The sequence below is a fragment of the Mycobacterium deserti genome, from assembly GCF_025345615.1.
Taxonomy (GTDB): Bacteria; Actinomycetota; Actinomycetes; order Mycobacteriales; family Mycobacteriaceae; genus Mycobacterium; species Mycobacterium deserti.
This window is the reverse complement of record NZ_JAODWD010000003.1, coordinates 725021-739586: the sequence shown is the minus strand read 5'-3', so window position 1 is coordinate 739586 and position 14566 is coordinate 725021. Positions and strand designations below refer to the sequence as shown.

Genomic DNA, 14566 nt, shown 5'->3' with positions numbered 1-14566 from the left:
GTGCACCATCTACTGCTTCTCCCCTGCCATCAAGTCGATGAACTGATCGAACAGATAGTTCGCGTCGTGCGGACCCGCCGCGGCCTCCGGGTGGTACTGCACCGAGAAGGCACGTCCGTCAGCGAGTTTGATGCCTTCGACCACTCCGTCGTTGGCGCATGTGTGACTGACGATCGCCGGACCGAACGGCGTGTCGAACTGTTCTCCGGCCTCACCCTCCAGCGCAAACCCGTGGTTCTGCGCGGTCACCGCGACGCGGCCGGTGGCGTGGTCGATGACGGGCACGTTGATGCCGCGGTGCCCGAACACCATCTTGTAGGTGGACCGGCCCAACGCCCGACCGAGAATCTGATTGCCGAAACAGATCCCGAACAGCGGTATACCGGCTTCGAGCACCCTCTGGGTGACGCCGACGATGTGTTCGGCTGTGGCCGGGTCACCGGGTCCGTTCGACAGGAACACCCCGTCGGGTTTGAGCTCGTCGATCTCCGCGAAGCTGACCGTCGACGGCAGCACGTGACTGCGGATGCCTCGGCTCGCGAAGTTCCGCGGAGTGTTGGTCTTGATACCCAGGTCGATAGCGGCGACGGTGAAGCGTTGCGGGCCGTCGGGTTCGACGACATACGCGGCATCGGTGCTGACCTGTCCGGCGAGGTTGGCGCCGAGCATCGACGGCTGGTTGCGCACCCTGTCGAGCAGCACGTCGGCCTCGGCGAGCGCCTCTGAAGAGAACAGGCCGGCCTTCATCGACCCGCGGCTGCGCAAATGGCGTACCACCGCTCTGGTGTCGATGCCCGCGATCCCGACGATGCCCTGCCGGGCCAACTCGTCGTCCAGTGTGCCGGTCGCACGCCAATTCGACGCGCGCGGCGACGGATCGCGCACCGCATAGCCGGCCACCCAGATCTTGTCGCCACGGCTCTCGGCGTCCTCATGGTTCCAGCCGGTGTTGCCGATCTGCGGCGCAGTCGCCACCACGATCTGTCCGTGATAGCTCGGGTCGGTCAACGTCTCCTGATAACCGGACATCCCGGTCGAGAACACCGCCTCGCCGAGCGTCTGCCCGACCGCCCCGTACGGCGTGCCGGTGAAGATGCGACCATCTTCGAGGACGAGCAGCGCCTTCTGCTCTTCGCGACGGGCGCTCATCGCTGGCTTGGTCATACCGCCTCCAGCCACGGCTCGTAGTCGGCGCGGTTGTCTGCCCGGAACCCGGTGTCGATCTCGGCACCCGACGGCAGCCTCCACCTGATCGCAAGAATGCCCTCGTGGGTAAGGGCCTTTCCGGCCATCCCGCGCTCGGTGCGGATCGCGGTGATCGACTCGTCGGGGATCCAGATCGGACCGGCACCACTGCGCTGCAACATGATTCCTTCGGGATAGCGGGTCAGCACCGCCTTGTTGCGGAAACCGAGATCGCCGACGGCGACACGGTCGTTCCAATGCGGGGCCAGAGTGCTGCCGACGTACAACCCCCGGGTCGCGGGGATGAGTGCGGGCCCGACGCTGTCGGGCAGCGAAGGCAGCGTGCCGATCAACTCGGCCTGGCGCTCGGCGCGCCGACGCCAGCCCCGGATCATCACCGAGATGAGCACTGCGATCACCACCGCCAGCACCCCGGCCATGATCAGCGACGCGACGAGCGTTCCGGTGTTCATGCGGGGCTCTTCCCATCACGAGCGGTGACCTTGCCGCGCAGCAGGGTGAGCGTGACGGTTGCTGGCAGCTCCATCGATTCAAAGGGGGTGTTGTCTGAACGACTGGCCAGTTCCGTCCCCGCCACGGTCCACACGGCATCCGGGTCGACGACGGTCAAGTTGGCTGGCTCACCAATTTCCAGAGGCCTGCCCTGATCGGGCAATCCCACGATGCGCGCTGGGTTCTCGCTCATCACCCGAGCGACGTCACGCCACGTCAGCAAGCCGGGGCGGACCATCGTCTCGACGACGACAGACAGCGCGGTCTGCAACCCGAGCATGCCGGGCCTGGCGTTGGCGAACTCGCACATCTTCTCGTGCTCGGCATGCGGCGCGTGGTCGGTGGCCACACAGTCGATGACCCCGTCGGCCAGCGCCTGCCGCAACGCCACGGCATCGCCGGCTTCCCGGAGCGGCGGATTGACCCGGTTGCGACCGTCGTAGCTGGCCAATCGGCCGTCGTCCAGCAACAGGTGGTGCGGCGTCACCTCGGCGGTGATCGAAATGCCCTGCTCCTTGGCCCATCTCACGAGTTCGACGGTCCCTGCGGTCGACGCATGGCAGATGTGGACCCGCGCGCCCGCGTCACGGGCGAGCAGTGCGTCGCGCGCGACGATCGACTCCTCGGCGGCACGGGGCCAGCCCGCCAGCCCGAGGCGAGCGGCGTTCGGGCCTTCGTGCGCCACCGCGCCAACGGTCAGCCGGGGTTCCTCGGCGTGCTGGGCGATGAGCACACCCAGGCCCGTGGCGTACTCGAGCGCGCGACGCATGATCAGCGGATCGTGCACGCAGATGCCGTCGTCGGAGAACATCCGGACCTGGCCCGCACCGGCGGCCATCAGGCCCATCTCGGTGAGCTGGGCTCCGGCCAGGCCCATGGTGATGGCACCGACGGGGTGCACATCGACGAGGCCGACCTGCTGACCGCGGTGCCATACGTGGTCGGTGACGACGGGACTGTCGGCGACCGGATTGGTGTTGGCCATCGCGAACACCGCGGTGTAGCCACCGAGAGCAGCTGCAGCCGAACCGGTTTCGATGTCCTCGGCGTATTCCCGGCCGGGCTCGCGCAGGTGTGTGTGCAGGTCGACGAAACCGGGCAGCAGGACTTGACCGGTGGCGTCGATGACGTCCCAGTCGTGGTCGAGTCCTGCAGGCTCGGCGAGGTTCACGCCGATGTCGGCGATCTGCCCGTCGTCGACCAGCACGTCGACGCGGTCCCCCTCGCCGTAGAGCCGAACCCCTCTGATGAGCGTGCTCATGCGCCAACCGCCTCTTCAGCGCCCACCAGGAGGTGGAACAGCACGGCCATGCGGACGTGCACGCCATTCGACACCTGTTGTAACACCGCCGATTGCGAGGAGTCGGCTACCGAGTAGGCGATCTCCATGCCGCGCACCATCGGACCCGGATGCAGGACTACCGCATTCCCGGGAAGCAACGCCTGACGCTTCTCCGACAGTCCGTAGAGGGTCGAGTACTCACGCGCCGAGGGGAAGAACCCGCCGTTCATCCGCTCGGCCTGAACGCGCAGCATCAGCACCGCGTCGGCCGTCGGCAGTTCGGCATCGAGGTCGTGCGAGACCGTCACGGGCCAACCGGCCACTCCCACCGGGAGGAGCGTGGGCGGGGCGACGAGAACCACTTCGGCGCCGAGCGTGTGCAGCAACAGCACGTTGGACCGTGCGACCCGGCTGTGCAGGACGTCGCCGACGATGACGACCCGCTTGCCCTCGATGTCGCCCAGGCGCTGGCGTAGCGTCAGTGCGTCGAGCAGCGCCTGCGTCGGATGTTCGTGCGTACCGTCGCCGGCGTTGATCACGGTCGGGCCGCCGTCCTCGGTGGCCGTCCATTCGGCGAGCTGCTGCGCCGCGCCCGAGGCGGGATGGCGGATGATCAGCGCGTCAGCACCCGCCGCGCGCAGCGTCAGCGCGGTGTCACGCAGCGATTCACCCTTGGAGACAGACGATCCCGAGGCACTCACGTTGATGACGTCCGCGCTCATCCACTTGCCCGCCACCTCGAACGACACGCGGGTACGGGTGGAGTTCTCGTAGAACATCGTGATCACGGTGCGCCCGCGCAGGGTCGGCAGCTTCTTGACCTCGCGGCCGAGCAGCGCCTGGCTGAACTTGTCGGCGTCGTCGAGAATTGCGACGGCTTCGCCGCGCGACAGGTCGCCCGCCGAAAGCAGATGTTTCATCGCTGAGGCCCTCCGTGGGGTGCGATCCAGATTCCGTCAACCTCGTCGTCCTCGGCGAGGCGCACCTTGACGTTCTCGCTGCGCGACGTGGGTACGTTCTTGCCCACATAGTCGGCCCGCAGTGGTAGTTCGCGGTGGCCGCGGTCGACGAGCACCGCGAGTTGCACGATCTTCGGCCGACCGACGTCGCGAAGTGCGTCGAGCGCGGCACGTACCGACCGACCGGTGTAGAGGACGTCGTCGACCAACACGACGAGCGCCTTGTCGATGCCGCCCTCGGGTATCGATGTGTTCTCCAGCGGCCGCGGCGGCTTGGAGTCGAGGTCGTCGCGGTAGAGCGTGATATCGAGGGCGCCACAGGCAACGGTAACGCCGGAGAATTCCTCGATCTTCTCGGCCAGGCGGTTGGCGATCGTCACACCGCGAGTGGGAATGCCGAGGAGGATGACGCGGGGCGCGTCGGGACCGTCGAGTGCGGTCTTCTCAATGATCTGATGGGCAATACGGGAGATGGTGCGGCCGACGTCCGCCGCGGACATCAACTCCCGATCGGTGCCTGGAGCGTCTTGGGGTGCGCCCAAGTGACCCTGACCTCCTTCTCCGCCTCACGGGACGGCTCGTTAAAGGATGTCGAAACTGCGGGGAGCTTAGCACCCGTATACGGACCGGCTACATCGTCGACCGGCCGCTTGACAGAGGAGCGCGTCGATGGGTCAGTACGCTGGCGCCGGTGAATCTCGACGGCAACCACACCTCAATTCGTGAGGCGATCGACGCCGGCCTGTTGGCCGGCGCAGTCACGATGGTGTGGCAGGACGGCAAAATTCTCCAGGTCAACGAGCTGGGGTATCGCGACGTCGACGCCAAACTGCCCATGCAGCGGGACACCGTCTTCCGCATCGCGTCCATGACCAAACCCGTCACGGTCGCCGCCGCGATGAGTCTGGTGGAGGAAGGCAAGCTCGCGCTCACCGAGCCGGTGGCGAAATGGCTGCCCGAGCTGGCCAATATGCGGGTGCTGCTCGACCCGCAGGGCGCTCTCGACCGTACCGAGCCGGCCCGACGGCTGATCACCATCGACGACCTCATGACCCATCGCAGCGGTCTGGCGTACGCGTTCTCGGTGCTCGGGCCGCTGAGCCGCGCCTACGGCAAGATGTCGTTCCGCCAGGAGCAGGACCGCTGGCTGTCTGAGCTCGCCGAGCTGCCTCTGGTGCACCAACCCGGTGACCGATTGACGTACAGCCATGCGACCGACGTTCTCGGGATCGCGCTGTCCCGCCTCGAGGGCAAGCCACTGGCCACCGTCCTGGCGGAACGGATCTTCGAGCCGCTGGGCATGGTCGATACCGGCTTCTCGGTGAGCGCGGCCGGGCGACGACGCGCGGCGACGATGTACAAGCTCGACGAGAATTACAGACTGCAGCACGACGTGATGGGTCCTCCTCCCATCACCGATCCGCCGTTCTGCACCGGCGGCGCCGGGCTGTGGTCGACGGTCGATGACTATCTGCGGTTCGCGCAGATGCTTTTGGCCTCAGGCTCGCTCGACGGAGTGCGGGTGCTGTCCGAGGAATCGGTGCGGTTGATGCGCACCAATCGGCTGACCGAGGAACAGAAGGGGCACCCATTCCTCGGGATGCCGTTCTGGCAGGGCCGCGGATTCGGCTTGAACCTGTCGGTGGTGACCGATCCCGCGAAATCTCGGCAATTGTTCGGCCCGGGCGGTCTTGGCACGTTCAGCTGGCCTGGCGCCTACGGAACGTGGTGGCAGGCCGATCCCAGTGCCGACTTGATTCTCATCTACCTGATCCAGAATCTGCCCAACCTTTCCGCCGACGCAGCCGCGATCGCGGGGAACACGTCGTTGGCGAAACTGCAGGGCGCACAGCCGAAGTTCGTGCGACGCACGTATCAGGCGCTCGACGGCTAACGGCCGACGTTCGCGTCAGCTGACGACAACTCGGTGCACGCCATTGGGCAACGGAATGCGATCTACCGGGGCCAGGCCCGCTTCCGCATCCACCGGTACACCTGCACCCAGCACCCTCTGGTCGGCCTCCGAAAACGGTTGCGATGAAATATCTTCGACTCTTGTCCACGGTGCTGCCTTGCAGGCAGCACGTCGCGAAGCAGATAGTCACGTCAGGTTGTATACCGTGCCGGTTCGCGTGCCGATATCGTCCAGTCGACGTTCGAGATAGCCCTGTGCCCGCAGCAGGGTTCCTGCAATAACGGTGTTGATGGTCCTGGACTGGTAGCCGATAGCGAGTGCGGCCAGGCGGAGCAGGGGCGGCTTCATCAGTGTTCTCAGTGCATCAGGTAGGGCTGTCGACAGTTACGGCGTCGGTGGGACAGCGGGCCGGACACCTCGTCGTTTGCGCGCTCGGCCTCGCCCCACGAGTCGGTGGTGATGCCGCGAGTCATGATGAACGACTTGATCATTGGCAGATCCACGACCGAACGCAGCTGATCCTGGGGGCGGACATCTACGTCCCGTTCGAAGTCTCCTGGATGGCGCCCCGGACCGCCTCAGACGCCGCCCTGATCTGCGGCGTGACCAACATAACCTGACCGAGCACTCCGTTCACGAATCCCGGTGAGTCATCAGTGGACAACTGCTTGGCCAGCTCGACGGCCTCGTCGACGGCGACCGGCTCGGGAACGTCTTCGGCGTGCAGCAGCTCCCACACCGCCACCCGCAGGATCGCCCGGTCCACCGCAGGCAGCCGTTCGAGCGTCCACCCCTGCAGGTGCGCAGAGATGAGGTCATCGACGTGCGCGGCCTGATCGGTCACGCCCTGCGCGACCGTGACTGTGTAGGGGTTGAGAGGAGCTACGTCGGATTCTGTGTCCGCCAAAGCGTTCCGCGACTCTGCTACCTCGGCCGGGGTGAGGCCACGCGCCTCGGCTTCGAAGAGGAGGTCGACGGCGCGTTTGCGGGCCTGATGGCGGCCGCGATCGCCCCGGCGATCAGGCATTCACGCGGCCGAGGTAGCTGCCGTCGCGGGAGTCGACCTTGAGCTTGTCTCCGGTGTTGATGAACAGGGGCACCTGGATCTCGGCACCGGTCTCGACGGTGGCCGGCTTGGTGCCTGCGCTGGACCGGTCGCCTTGCAGGCCCGGCTCGGTGTGGGTGACCACGAGTTCGACCGTCACCGGAAGTTCGAGGTACAGCGGTGCGCCGTTGTGGAACGCGATCTGCACGGGCAGGCTCTCGAGCAGGAACTTGGCGGCGTCGCCGACCAGCGACTCGGGCAGCGGGTGCTGCTCGTAGTCCTGGGAGTCCATGAATACGAAGTCGCTGCCGTCCCGGTACAGGTAGGTGGCGTCGCGGCGGTCCACCGTCGCGGTCTCGACCTTGACTCCGGCGTTGTAGGTCTTGTCGACGACCTTGCCGGACAGCACGTTCTTGAGTTTCGTCCGCACGAAGGCCGGCCCCTTGCCGGGTTTGACGTGTTGGAACTCGACGATCTGCCACAGCTGGCCGTCGATTTGCAGTACGAGCCCATTCTTGAAGTCGGCGGTCGATGCCACGGTCGGTTGTCTCCTGTCAGAGGATGGCCAGTTCCTTGGGGAACCGGGTGAGTAAGTCGGGGGTGTCCGAGGGGCCACTGCCGACGACCAGCGTGTCCTCGATGCGGACGCCGCCGCGGTCGGGCAGATAGACACCGGGTTCCACGGTCACCGCAGAGCCAGCAAGCAGTGTACCGACGGCCGACGCCGACAACCCCGGCGCTTCATGGATCTGCAGGCCGACGCCGTGTCCGAGCCCGTGACCGAAGTTGTCGGCGTAGCCGGCTTCGGCGATGACCTGCCGCGATGCGCCGTCGACATCCTTGAGCGACACGCCCGGTGCCAGCGCCTCCCGACCCGCTCGTTGCGCCGTCGCGACCAGGTCATAGATGTCGAGTTGCCACTGCGCGGCGGGCGACAGCACGAAGGTGCGCGTCATGTCTGAGTGGTAGCCACTCACCAGTGCACCGAAGTCGATCTTGACGAAGTCACCGGCGGCCAGGACCGCATCCGTCGGCCGGTGGTGCGGGATCGCGGAGTTCGCGCCCGCGGCGACGATGGTCTCGAATGACACGCCGTCGGCTCCATGGTCGAACATCAGCGCTTCGAGGTCTCGGCCCACCTCTTTCTCCGAGCGCCCGGGCCGCAGGCCGCCGCGCTCGACCAGATCGATCAGGGCTGCGTCGGCGGCTTCGCAGGCCAAACGGAGCAACGCGATCTCGCCGGCGTCCTTCACCTCGCGCAGCGCTTCCACCGTGCCTGCCGCTCGCACCATCTCGGTCCAGTCGCCCGCCGCCTTGGTCAACACGGCGAACGCGTCGACGGTCACGACGTGGCTCTCGAAGCCCAGCCGCTGCACACCCTCGGAGGCAGCGCGGCCCGCAAGGTACGGCCCGCAGGCGCGCTCGATGGCGATCTCGGCGTCCGGCGCCTGCCGCGCGGCCTGCGTGCGGTAGCGACCGTCGGTGGCCAGCACCGGAGTGTCGTCGTTCGTGCGGATCAGCAGCGCCGCATTGGAGCCGGTGAACCCGGACAGATATCGCACGTTGACCAGGTCCGATACCAGCATGGCGTCCAACTCGGCAGCGGCAAGCCGTTCCCGTAGCCGGTTCCGACGCTGTGAAAGAGTCACGGTTAGTGAACCTACTCGCTAAGGTGTGGCCCCATGAGTAAGTGGTTGCTGCGCGGACTGGTGTTCGCGGCCCTGATGGTGATTCTTCGGTTACTGCAGGGAGCGCTGATCAACGCCGCGGAGACCAAGGCCGGTTTGATCAGCGTCGTGCTGGTGGCGATCTACGGCGTCCTCGTGTTCATCTGGGGGCTGATCGACGGACGCGCCGACGCACGGGCCAACCAGGATCCGGATCGCCGCGGCGATCTGGCGATGACCTGGCTGCTGGCCGGCCTGTTCGCCGGCCTCGTCAGCGGAGCGGTCGCCTGGCTCATCCACCTCTTCTACGACAGTCTCTACGTCGAGGGCCTGATCAACGAGCTCACCACGTTCGCGGCGTTCACAGCGCTGCTCGTGTTCCTGGTGGCGACCCTCGGTGTCGCGATCGGACGCTGGTTGGTGGACCGCAAGACCCCCGAGTTCGTTCGGCACACCCATCAGGACGACGACCGTGCCGATACCGACGTGTTCGCGGCTGTGCGCCATCCGGGAGGCGATGACCAGGCGGACAACGCGGACACCACGCGCCGCCAGGAGCAGGCCTAACACCTCGACGCCCGTGCAGCGGTGACCACGCAGGACCGGCTGCTCGAGCGCGACACGGCGCTGGTCGACCTGTCGCGGTGGCAGCGGACCACCGCCGGCACGGGCGGGCGTATCGTCTTGCTCCGCGGGGAGGCCGGGGTTGGCAAGACCGCGTTGATCACCCGATTCCTCGAGGGACTCCCGCAGCGGACGCAGGTGTTGCGCGGATGGTGCGAATCGACGACTGCGCCTCGTCCGCTGGGCCCGCTGATCGACATGCTCGCCGGTCTAGCCGGCAGCCTGGCGGATGCCTTGCGCTCCGCCGTCGATGCCGGGGATCTCACCGCGGTCTACAACGGCTTGGCGGGCGCCGCCGCTGCCGAGGCACCCTGGGTGTGCGTCGTCGAAGACCTGCACTGGGCAGACGGCGCGACCCTTGATCTCTTACGGTTCTTGTCCCGGCGCATGAGTTCTCTTCCTCTGCTGCTGGTGGGCTCTTACCGCGACGACGAAGTCGGCGACGACCTGGCGGTGCTGTTGGGCGATATGGCGACCTCGGCGGCGGTGAGTCGAATCAAGTTGAAGCCCTTGAGTCCTTCTGCGGTGGCCGAGCTGGCCGCGGGCAGCGGCGTCAATGCGGAGGCGTTGTTCCGGCTTACCGGCGGCAACCCCTACTACGTCACCGAGGTTCTGGCCGCGGGCCCCGACGTCCTTCGTGCCGGCGAGCTGCCGCCGACGGTGTCCGACGCGGTGCGGGCACGGCTGGCACGGTTGTCGTCCGCGGGCCGCGAAACCGCCTACGCGACAGCAGTCAGCGGTCCCAGGGCCGAACTTGGCGTGCTCATGAGGGTGTGTCCCGCGGCGGTCGAGGGCCTGGTCGAATGTCTGCAGACGGGCGTCCTCGTCGCCGATGCCGACGCAGTCGACTTCCGCCACGAACTGGCCAGGCGCGCCACCCTCGAGCAGATATCGATTGATCAGCGCCGCTCCTTGCACCGCCAAGTGCTCACCCTTCTGTCCCAACCACCGGTGAATCCCAATTTGCTTGCGACGCTGGCCTTTCACGCCGATCAGGCCAACGATTCCGACGCAGTCATCCGTTACGGGCCCGTCGCCGCGGAGCGGGCGTCGGCACTGGGCGCCAACCGTCAGGCAGCCGAGCTGTACGCGTTGGTCCTGCGCCACGCCGACGCGATCCCCGACCGGCGTCGGGTTGTCTGGCTCGAACAACACGCTCTGAGCAGCAATCTCTGCGGTCTCGGCCGGGAAGCGGTGGCCTCCTTCCGCGAGGCGGCCACGCTGCGCCATGAGTTGGGTGACCGTCTCGGCGAGGGCGACGACCTGCGTTGGCTGTCGTACTGGCTGTGGGCGCTCGGGCGCAGCAGCGAGGCGCTCCAGGTCGGGCGGGCGTCGTTGAGCCTGCTCGAGCAATTGGGGCCCTGCCCGCAGCTGGCGTGGTGCCTGGTCAACCTCACCGAGTTGGCCGCGGTCAGCTACGACCCACAGTGCGACGAGTATGCGGCGCGCGCCATCACCCTCGGTACGACACTTGGCGACACCTCCGTGGTGGTGCGGGCCCGCTGCCACCGCGCACTGTCCACCGTGTCGCGCACGGACACCGGCTGGGATCAGCTGGAAGAGGTGTGGCGCGATGCCATCGAACACGACCATGCGCCCGAACACGCAGGCATCATCGGAGCGGTCTTGTGCTGGACCGCCGCGCGGCATCACCGCCTCGACGACGCCGATGGGTACATCCGCGGGACCTGGACGCACTGCACCGAGCACGAGCTCGGAGTGTTCCACCCTCTCGCTACCGGCGCGGCCGGACTCGTCGCGCTGCACCGCGGCTTGTGGGCCGACGCGGCCGCGCACGCCGACGATGTGCTGACACGGCCCGGGTTGTCCCCGCTGCACCGAATAATGCCGCTGGTGACAGCGGCATTGATCAGTGCTCGCCGAGGCGAGGGCCCCGTCGGGGCGCTGCTGGAAGAGGCTGTGCAGGCCGCTGAACCCGACGACCTGTACCGCCTCGGACCGGTGTGGGCTGCCCGCGCCGAAGCCGCCTGGCTGGCCGGCGACGACGACACCGCACGCGCGGAAGCTCAGGCCGGCCTGGCGGGGGCCACCGCGCACGCCGATCCGTGGGTAGTGGGTCAGCTACGGCGCTGGGCGCACCTCGCCGGCGAGCTCTCCGACGACGCGCCCACCATCGACAACATCACGCCGTTCCGTCTCGAAGTAGGCGGCGATTGGCGCGCCGCCGCTGAGGAGTGGACGCGGCTGGGCTGCCCGTACGACGCAGCGGTCGCCCAACTGCATGGCGACGCTACCGCGGTCGCGGCGGCCCTGGACACCTTCCGCGGTCTCGGCGCCCGCGCCGCCGTCCGCCGCGCGCAGCAGCGGCTGGCCCAGTTGCGCGGCCGTGATGCGAACGCGCGCAGGGACACTACTGCCGATCCCCAAGGCCTGACCCGACGCGAACGCGACGTGCTCGAGCTACTGGCCGCCGGCCACAGCGACGCCGAGATCGCCAACGTCCTGTTCATCAGCCCGAAGACGGCCAACCGCCATGTGGGATCCATCCTGTCGAAACTCGGTGTGCGCAACCGCACCCAAGCCGCCGCCTTCGTCCACCAACACCGGACCTGAATGCGGGCAACATCATTCGGCGGGTCCTTCAGTGCCACCTGTCGCGCCCGACTCGGTGTCCCCGTCAGCCGTCGTTTCTCCTGTGTCGTCGCCGGCATCGACAACGGTGTCACCCGCAGCGTCGGTGGACGGCTCGTCATCGCCGGCGGCCACTTCGCCCGCGGTACCGCGTTCGGCCTGATTGCCGTCGGACATGTCGGTGCCGCCGTTGGGCGTCAGTCCGTCATCGACGTCTTCCTGCGACTCGTCGGCAGTCTCATCCTCGGCCTCGGACAGCCCGTTCGCCTCGGTGTCCTCAGAATCCGCGGCGACGGTCGCTGTGAGCGGCTCGATCGCGCCTTCCCCGTTCGACGAATTCAGGCTGGCCGGAACGACATTGGAGTCGTCCAGAACAGCGGGAATTTCTGTCGCCAACGCGGGAGCCTGTTGACGCGCCTGGATTGCGGGCGGCGGGGCCAGATCGGCGATCGGCAAGGCGCCACCCAACGTTGTCGCGATCTTCTGAAGGCTCTCAACCGTCTTGGTGACCGCCTCGGTCAGATAACCGAACGCCCCCACGACGGCATCGAACGGCGACAGACCGTCGTCGATGATCGAGGCGAACAGACTCAGAATGCTCACCCCGGTCACCGCAGGCGTCTGGATGATCATCTTGAGCGCCTCGTTGATCACCCCGTCCATGGTGCCGAGAGGCTTGGGGATGGCCTGCATCAGGCCGACGGCGAACGGCGCGATGATCGTCAGCGGAGTGAGGTAGGCGGTGTTGACCGCAAGCACCGCGAGGTGCGCGAATCGTCCCGCGGAGACCAGGTCTGCGGCGGTGTCCGGCAGGGTCTGCGTGTACAGCTTGATGGTTTCGGTGATCGACTGCTGCACCGCGGCGACGAGGTCATCGAGCAGCGCGGTCAGTTGCACATCGGCGGTCACCGCGCGCATTGCAGTGGCCGGCGCGGCGACCTCGACCGCCGGCATATGCGGGGGCGGCGCCGTCACCGGAGTTAGCGCGATGACGCTGGCGCCCACAAGGGCGATGCCGGTGGTCATGTATGGACGTAGTGCGGTACGCATGAGTCGAACTGTGCATCACCGACCGGTGCCGGCACATGAGGTGTTCACCCCATTTTCGCCGTGGAGGAACGTCTACTCGGCAGCGGCCAGATAGCGCAGCGCCAGCACGTAGCCCTGCACGCCCAGCCCGACGATCACGCCGGTGGCCACCGCACTGAGGTACGAATGATGGCGGAATTCCTCGCGAGCATGCACATTCGAGATGTGCACCTCGATCAGCGGTGCACGCAGTTCCGCGCATGCGTCACGCAGCGCGATCGACGTGTGGGTCAGTGCGCCCGCGTTGAGGATCACCGGGTCCCCCGCGTCGGCGGCGGCGTGCACCAAGTTCAGCAGCTCGGCTTCGCTGTCACTCTGGCGGACAACGGCTTTGAGCCCCAACGCATCGGCCTCGCGTTCGATCAGCTTGACCAGATCATCGTGGGTGGTGTTGCCGTAGACCTCAGGCTGGCGGCGGCCCAGCCGGCCCAGGTTCGGACCGTTGAGCACCAGCACGGTTCCTGCAGTCGTCTGCTGGTCCTCGTCGTGCAGGTCGCTCATCGCTGCGCTCCGATCTCGGCGTAGGCCGCCGCCAGCAGCGTCGGGTCGGGCCCCTCCAGGCGTCCCGGCTTGGCCAGCCCGTCGAGCACGACGAACCGCAGCACACCGGCCCGCGTCTTCTTGTCCCCGGCCATGTTGTCCAACAGGTCTGCGAACGCATCAGCGTCATAGCTGACGGGCAGGCCGAGCAAGGTCAATATCGAGCGGTGCCGGTCGGCGGTCTGGTCGTCGAGACGCCCGGCCAGCCGGCCGAGTTCAGCCGCGAACACCAAACCCACCGACACCGCCGCGCCATGTCGCCACTGGTAGCGCTCACGCCGCTCGATCGCGTGCGCGAGGGTGTGGCCGTAGTTCAGGATCTCGCGCAACTGCGATTCCTTCTCGTCGGCGGCGACGACCTCGGCCTTGACAGCCACCGCCCGCCGGATCAGCTCCGCGAGAACCGGTCCCGACGGATCGAGCGCGGCCTCGGGGTCGGCCTCGATCATGTCGAGGATCACCGGGTCGGCGATGAATCCGGCCTTGACGATCTCGGCCATCCCGGCGACGAGTTCGTTGCGGGGCAGCGTCTCCAGCGTCGCGAGATCCACCAGCACCGCGGCCGGCTGGTGGAACGCACCGACCAGATTCTTGCCCGCGTCGGTGTTGATTCCGGTCTTGCCGCCGACCGCCGCGTCGACCATGCCGAGCAGAGTGGTGGGCACATGCACGATGTCGATTCCGCGCAGCCACGTGGCGGCGGCGAATCCCGCGACGTCGGTGGCCGCTCCCCCGCCGAGGCTGACGATCGCGTCTTTGCGTCCGATACCGATGCGCCCCAACACTTCCCAGATGAACCCGACCACGGGCAGATCCTTGCCCGCCTCGGCGTCCGGGATCTCGATACGGTGCGCGTCGATACCGCGGTCGGCCAACGCGTTGCGGATCGCGTCGGCGGTCTGCGCCAACGTCGGCTGGTGCAGGATCGCGACCTTGTGCCTGCCGTCGAGCACCCGTTCCAGATCGCCGAGCAGTCCGGTGCCGATGATCACGGGATAACGCGGATCGACAAGGACCTCGACGGTCACCGGCTCAGTCACGGTTCACCTTTGGGTTGCGGGCGGCGACGGCCGCCGGTGACGGTGGTTTCTTTGCGCTTGGCTCGGGAGCCAGCGATGACGGTCCGCGGCGCCACGGTGGTCGGCGACGTCGGCG

16 protein-coding genes are annotated in these 14566 nt (G+C 67.3%); 3 read left to right on the top strand and 13 right to left on the bottom strand.

Features of this window, described 5'->3' with window-relative positions; translation table 11 throughout:
* Window positions 1-9 precede the first annotated feature (9 nt).
* The 5 genes from carA to pyrR are packed head-to-tail and all read right to left on the bottom strand — an operon-like array spanning window position 10 to window position 4481.
* On the bottom strand, window positions 10-1149 hold the full coding sequence (gene carA, locus N4S67_RS15025) for a glutamine-hydrolyzing carbamoyl-phosphate synthase small subunit (RefSeq protein ID WP_260994047.1): 1140 nt from the start codon (window positions 1147-1149) through the stop codon (window positions 10-12).
* Between the two features lie 11 nt (window positions 1150-1160).
* Window positions 1161-1658, bottom strand: coding sequence for a PH-like domain-containing protein (locus N4S67_RS15020; RefSeq protein ID WP_260993761.1), 498 nt, complete (start codon window positions 1656-1658; stop codon window positions 1161-1163).
* Window positions 1655-2959, bottom strand: a complete 1305-nt coding sequence (locus N4S67_RS15015) for a dihydroorotase (protein ID WP_260993760.1) — start codon at window positions 2957-2959, stop codon at window positions 1655-1657. The genes N4S67_RS15020 and N4S67_RS15015 overlap by 4 nt, the downstream gene beginning before the upstream one ends.
* On the bottom strand, window positions 2956-3900 hold the full coding sequence (locus N4S67_RS15010; RefSeq protein ID WP_260993759.1) for an aspartate carbamoyltransferase catalytic subunit: 945 nt from the start codon (window positions 3898-3900) through the stop codon (window positions 2956-2958). The genes N4S67_RS15015 and N4S67_RS15010 overlap by 4 nt, the downstream gene beginning before the upstream one ends.
* On the bottom strand, window positions 3897-4481 hold the full coding sequence (gene pyrR / locus N4S67_RS15005) for a bifunctional pyr operon transcriptional regulator/uracil phosphoribosyltransferase PyrR (protein WP_260993758.1): 585 nt from the start codon (window positions 4479-4481) through the stop codon (window positions 3897-3899). The genes N4S67_RS15010 and pyrR overlap by 4 nt, the downstream gene beginning before the upstream one ends.
* A gap of 149 nt (window positions 4482-4630) precedes the next feature.
* On the opposite strand from pyrR, the gene N4S67_RS15000 reads away from it, so the two are divergent.
* Entirely contained in the window at window positions 4631-5833 is a 1203-nt protein-coding gene (locus tag N4S67_RS15000; RefSeq protein WP_260993757.1) for a serine hydrolase domain-containing protein, read from the top strand.
* A 207-nt stretch (window positions 5834-6040) separates the two neighbouring features.
* Here N4S67_RS15000 and N4S67_RS14995 read toward each other — a convergent pair whose 3' ends face one another.
* Genes N4S67_RS14995 through N4S67_RS14975 form a run of 5 tightly spaced genes read right to left on the bottom strand, consistent with a single transcriptional unit; the run spans window position 6041 to window position 8548 of the window.
* Window positions 6041-6202, bottom strand: a complete 162-nt coding sequence (locus N4S67_RS14995) for a hypothetical protein (protein WP_260994072.1) — start codon at window positions 6200-6202, stop codon at window positions 6041-6043.
* Between the two features lie 8 nt (window positions 6203-6210).
* Complete coding sequence (locus N4S67_RS14990) at window positions 6211-6345, bottom strand: hypothetical protein (RefSeq protein WP_260993756.1); 135 nt, start codon at window positions 6343-6345, stop codon at window positions 6211-6213.
* Window positions 6346-6389: 44 nt separating this feature from the next.
* The gene (nusB, locus tag N4S67_RS14985; protein WP_260993755.1) at window positions 6390-6881 is read right to left on the bottom strand and encodes a transcription antitermination factor NusB; all 492 of its coding nucleotides are present in this window, start codon (window positions 6879-6881) and stop codon (window positions 6390-6392) included.
* Window positions 6874-7437 carry an elongation factor P gene (efp, locus tag N4S67_RS14980; protein WP_260993754.1) on the bottom strand — a complete coding sequence of 188 codons (564 nt, stop codon included), beginning with the start codon at window positions 7435-7437 and terminating at the stop codon, window positions 6874-6876. The genes nusB and efp overlap by 8 nt, the downstream gene beginning before the upstream one ends.
* 16 nt (window positions 7438-7453) lie before the next feature.
* A complete protein-coding gene (locus N4S67_RS14975; RefSeq protein ID WP_260993753.1) occupies window positions 7454-8548 on the bottom strand; it encodes a M24 family metallopeptidase in 1095 nt (364 codons plus the stop codon).
* 33 nt (window positions 8549-8581) lie between these two features.
* Here N4S67_RS14975 and N4S67_RS14970 point away from each other — a divergent pair, with 33 nt between their 5' ends.
* On the top strand, window positions 8582-9133 hold the full coding sequence (locus N4S67_RS14970; RefSeq protein WP_260993752.1) for a B-4DMT family transporter: 552 nt from the start codon (window positions 8582-8584) through the stop codon (window positions 9131-9133).
* A 21-nt stretch (window positions 9134-9154) separates the two neighbouring features.
* Complete coding sequence (locus N4S67_RS27985; protein WP_313959948.1) at window positions 9155-11764, top strand: helix-turn-helix transcriptional regulator; 2610 nt, start codon at window positions 9155-9157, stop codon at window positions 11762-11764.
* A gap of 12 nt (window positions 11765-11776) precedes the next feature.
* Here the strand turns inward: N4S67_RS27985 and N4S67_RS14955 are convergent, their stop codons facing one another.
* The 3 genes from N4S67_RS14955 to aroB all read right to left on the bottom strand — a co-directional run bounded on the left by N4S67_RS14955 (window position 11777) and on the right by aroB (window position 14451).
* Window positions 11777-12832: a hypothetical protein gene (locus tag N4S67_RS14955; RefSeq protein WP_260993751.1), complete on the bottom strand. Its 1056-nt coding sequence runs from the start codon at window positions 12830-12832 to the stop codon at window positions 11777-11779.
* Between the two features lie 72 nt (window positions 12833-12904).
* Complete coding sequence (gene aroQ, locus N4S67_RS14950) at window positions 12905-13372, bottom strand: type II 3-dehydroquinate dehydratase (protein ID WP_260993750.1); 468 nt, start codon at window positions 13370-13372, stop codon at window positions 12905-12907.
* Window positions 13369-14451, bottom strand: a complete 1083-nt coding sequence (aroB, locus tag N4S67_RS14945) for a 3-dehydroquinate synthase (protein WP_260993749.1) — start codon at window positions 14449-14451, stop codon at window positions 13369-13371. Before aroB ends, aroQ begins: the two co-directional genes overlap by 4 nt.
* Window positions 14452-14566: the final 115 nt, after the last annotated feature.